This is a genomic window from Rhizomicrobium sp., from assembly GCF_056722145.1.
This window is the reverse complement of sequence record NZ_JBWZET010000319.1, coordinates 1-3,280: the sequence shown is the minus strand read 5'-3', so window position 1 is coordinate 3,280 and position 3,280 is coordinate 1. Positions and strand designations below refer to the sequence as shown.

At 65.3% G+C, this 3,280-nt stretch carries 4 protein-coding genes; 3 read left to right on the top strand and 1 reads right to left on the bottom strand.

Translation table 11 applies throughout. The features are described 5' to 3' along the window. Positions 1–468: 468 nt before the first annotated feature. Positions 469–1,260, bottom strand: a complete 792-nt coding sequence (gene cysQ / locus AC1P6P_RS17010) for a 3'(2'),5'-bisphosphate nucleotidase CysQ (RefSeq protein ID WP_481403636.1) — start codon at positions 1,258–1,260, stop codon at positions 469–471. Between the two features lie 162 nt (positions 1,261–1,422). Here cysQ and AC1P6P_RS17005 point away from each other — a divergent pair, with 162 nt between their 5' ends. From AC1P6P_RS17005 to AC1P6P_RS16995, 3 genes are all read left to right on the top strand, one after another. Beyond that, positions 1,423–2,037, top strand: coding sequence for a histidine phosphotransferase family protein (locus tag AC1P6P_RS17005; RefSeq protein WP_481403635.1), 615 nt, complete (start codon positions 1,423–1,425; stop codon positions 2,035–2,037). 57 nt (positions 2,038–2,094) lie between these two features. Next, on the top strand, positions 2,095–2,469 hold the full coding sequence (locus AC1P6P_RS17000; RefSeq protein WP_481403634.1) for a response regulator: 375 nt from the start codon (positions 2,095–2,097) through the stop codon (positions 2,467–2,469). Then, the coding region (locus AC1P6P_RS16995; RefSeq protein WP_481403633.1) for a CheR family methyltransferase at positions 2,466–3,280 on the top strand (815 nt) is incomplete at its 3' end. The genes AC1P6P_RS17000 and AC1P6P_RS16995, both read left to right, overlap by 4 nt.

The following is a 3,280-nucleotide window of genomic DNA, read 5'->3' as shown; positions in this document are numbered from 1 at the left end:
AGCGCTGCGAGCAGGCCGAGCGCGGTCTTGGGGTAATAGTCGGCTTTTGTGGACCGTCCGCCGGCTTGCGCATTCGGCAGGTCGCGTTCATCGAGCAGCGCAAACGCGGCGCGCTGAACCCGCGGCTGCGTCGCGCCTGCAAATACGCACGCGTTGTCGCCCCCCCTTGAAAGTACGTTGTGTGTTCCCAACATCTGTTGCGCATATGGAACATGAGGCAGGCAGGCAAAAACCAGCGGCGAAGGGCTTTCGCGAATGTCCGGATCCGCACCCCGATGACATAGCTGAACCGGGCGCGTGAAAGCCGTTCGGACGGGCGTGTCCCGTATCGTTGCGGTTCAGAGGTGGCCAGCCTGTGCCCGGTCATTCGCCTGCTTGAATGGGGTGTTCGCCGGCGCCCTGGCCACCGGGGCGACCCATCGAAGCGGACGTGCGTGAGCATCTCCGCTTCGACGCTATTTAAGGGGATTACAATCCCCTGGCGACGAAATGCGGATTGGCGAAGCCGGGTTTGCCGTACAGGAACGGCTTGCCTTCCAGCGTCGTCAGGCTGCCGCCCGCGGCGGTGAGGACGGCGTGGCCGGCGGCGGTGTCCCATTCCATGGTGCGGCCGTGGCGCGGGTAGAGGTCGGCTTCGCCCGCTGCGATCAGGCAGAATTTCAGCGACGAGCCGGCGACGATGAAGCTCTTCACCGGATAAGCCGACAGGTACTCCGCCGATTTTTTGTCGTTGTGCGAGCGCGACACGGCGACCACCAGCCCGTCATGGGCCGGGATGCGGGCCTCCAACGGGTGGGCTTCGGCGAAATCGGGGGCGCCGCCGGGCGCGGCGGTCATGGCGAAGGCGCCGGTCAGCGTCTCGCCGAAGAAGATGCGTTCCTTGGCCGGGGCGTAGACGACGCCGCGCACCGGCTTGCCTTCGATGATTTCGGCGATATTGACCGTGAACTCGCCGTTCTTGGAGACGAACTCCTTGGTGCCGTCGAGCGGGTCGACCAGGAAGAAGCGCTTGCCGACCTTGGGGATGCGCCCGGCCGCGACTTCCTCTTCGGCGACCACCGGCACGTCGGGCGCGAGCTGCGCCAGCCGCTTCAGGATGAAGCGCTCGGTTTCGACGTCGGCAGCGGTGACCGGCGAGGAGTCCGGCTTGCGGGTGGCGGTGATCTCGTCGGTGTAGTGGCTGAGGACGATGGCGCCGGCATCATAGGCGATGCGGGCGAGGGCTTTCAGCATGGGCGAAGCGGCGTGGGCGTTGGTCATGGTCTCTCCGGCCCAAAGTGTAGGGGAGTGCGGCCGTCGCGTCGAGTTGGCCAGGGAAACGCTTCCGGCTTGCCGGGGCGAACCCGTTAAGCTTTCCTTAAACCGTAAAGCAGACGATAACCAATTCCCAACCCTGATCACCAGAGCATTCCGGAACCTCTCATGACCGATCTCGAATTTTCCGCCTTTCTCGTCAGCCGGGTCTGCCACGATCTGGTCGGGCCGCTCGGCGCCGTGGTCAACGGCCTGGAAGTGCTCGAAGACGAGCGTGACGCGGCGATGCGCGCCGACGCCCTCAAGATCGTGACTTCGAGTGCGGCCCAGGCGCTGGCGCGGCTGCAGTTCATGCGGCTGGCGTTCGGGGCGGCCGGATCGGCCGGGGCGGAGCTGGATCTGGGCGAAGTCGGACGGCTGATCGCCGGCCTGTTCACCACCGGGCGGACGACGCTGGAATGGGAGACGCCGCCGGTGCAATGGCCGAAGGATTGGGCCAAACTGCTGATGAATGCGGCCCTGATCGGCGCCGATTGCCTGCCGCGCGGCGGCGTGGTGCGGGTGGAAGCCAACGGCCTCGGCCAGGCGCCCGGCTTCACCATCACCGCGACCGGCGTTGGCGTACGCGTGTCGGAAGATGTCGAGCGGGCGCTGAAGGGTGAGGTGTCGGAGCACGATGCCCGCGGCGTGCAGCCGGTTCTGGCGTTCCGGCTGGCCAAGGGGATCAATGCCGGCCTGACCATTACGCCGCGCGACGGACGCGTCGAAATCGTTGCCGGTTAGGCGGCGTTTACCTTCGGGGTTTACCTTGGAGCCGTTGCAAAAAGTGCGGCTCCGTCCATGAAAACGTGCCTCGTCGTCGATGACAGCCGGGTGATCCGCAAGGTTGCTTGCCGGATTCTCGCCGAGCTGTCCTTCGCTACCGTCGAAGCGGAGAACGGTGCCGAGGCGCTGATGGCCTGCCGCCGCCAGATGCCGGACGTGATCCTGCTCGACGGCCAGCTGCCGCAGATGACGGGAATCGACTTCCTGAAGTCCCTGCGCGGCGAGACCAAAGGCAATCACCCCGTGGTGCTCTACTGCACCACCGAGAACGATCCCGCCCACATCGGCGAGGCGATCGGAGCGGGCGCCGACGAATACATCCTGAAGCCGTTCGACAAGACCTCGGTCACCGCCAAGCTGGCGGAAATGGGGATGGTGGCGTCGCGATGAACAGCCACGACTTCACCTACCTCGCCAATGTCCTTCGCCGCCGCACCGGCATCATCCTGGCGGAGAAGAAGACGCACATGATCGAGACCCGGCTGGTGCCGGTGGTGCGCCGCTTCGGTTTTCGCGATCTCGCCTCGCTGCTGAAAGAGCTGCATTACGGCCACGAGGCGCTGGTGCAGGCGGTGATCGAGGCGATGACGACCAACGATTCCGCCTTCTTCCGCGACCGCAAGACCTTCGACGAGTTCCGCGATATCGTGCTGCCGTCGCTGAGGCAGGCGCGGGCCGAGACCAAGCACCTGCGCATCTGGTGTGCCGCTTGCGCCGCCGGGCAGGAACCCTATTCGATCGCGATGATCCTCGACGATGCCAAGCTGGTGGACCAGGGCTGGACCATCACGCTGATCGCCACCGACATCAATTCACAGATGATCGCCCGCGCCCAGGACGGCATCTATTCGCAGTTCGAGGTGCAGCGCGGCCTGCCGATCCGCCGGCTGGTATCGAACTTCACCCAGGAGGGAGCCAACTGGCGCATCAGCGACCATCTGCGCCGCATGGTCAGCTTCCGCACCTTCAATCTGCTCGATTCCTACGGCTGGCTGCCGGATTGCGATGTCGTGTTCTGCCGCAACGTGCTGATGTATTTCGACCTCAAGACGCGCGCCTCGGTGCTCGACCGCATCGGCGAAATCCTGATGCCGGATGGCGCACTCCTGGTCGGCCCCGCTGAATCCACCGACGGCAACGCGCTCGGCTACACACCAGCCGACAGCGCACCGGGACTGTTCTACAAATCGCGTCCCGCCCC

Bases quoted from the DNA above. Each gene is read 5' to 3' on its own strand.
- cysQ (WP_481403636.1), bottom strand. From the start codon at position 1,260: ATGACCAACGCCCACGCCGCTTCGCCCATGCTGAAAGCCCTCGCCCGC.
- AC1P6P_RS17005 (WP_481403635.1), top strand. From the start codon at position 1,423: ATGACCGATCTCGAATTTTCCGCCTTTCTCGTCAGCCGGGTCTGCCAC.
- AC1P6P_RS17000 (WP_481403634.1), top strand. From the start codon at position 2,095: ATGAAAACGTGCCTCGTCGTCGATGACAGCCGGGTGATCCGCAAGGTT.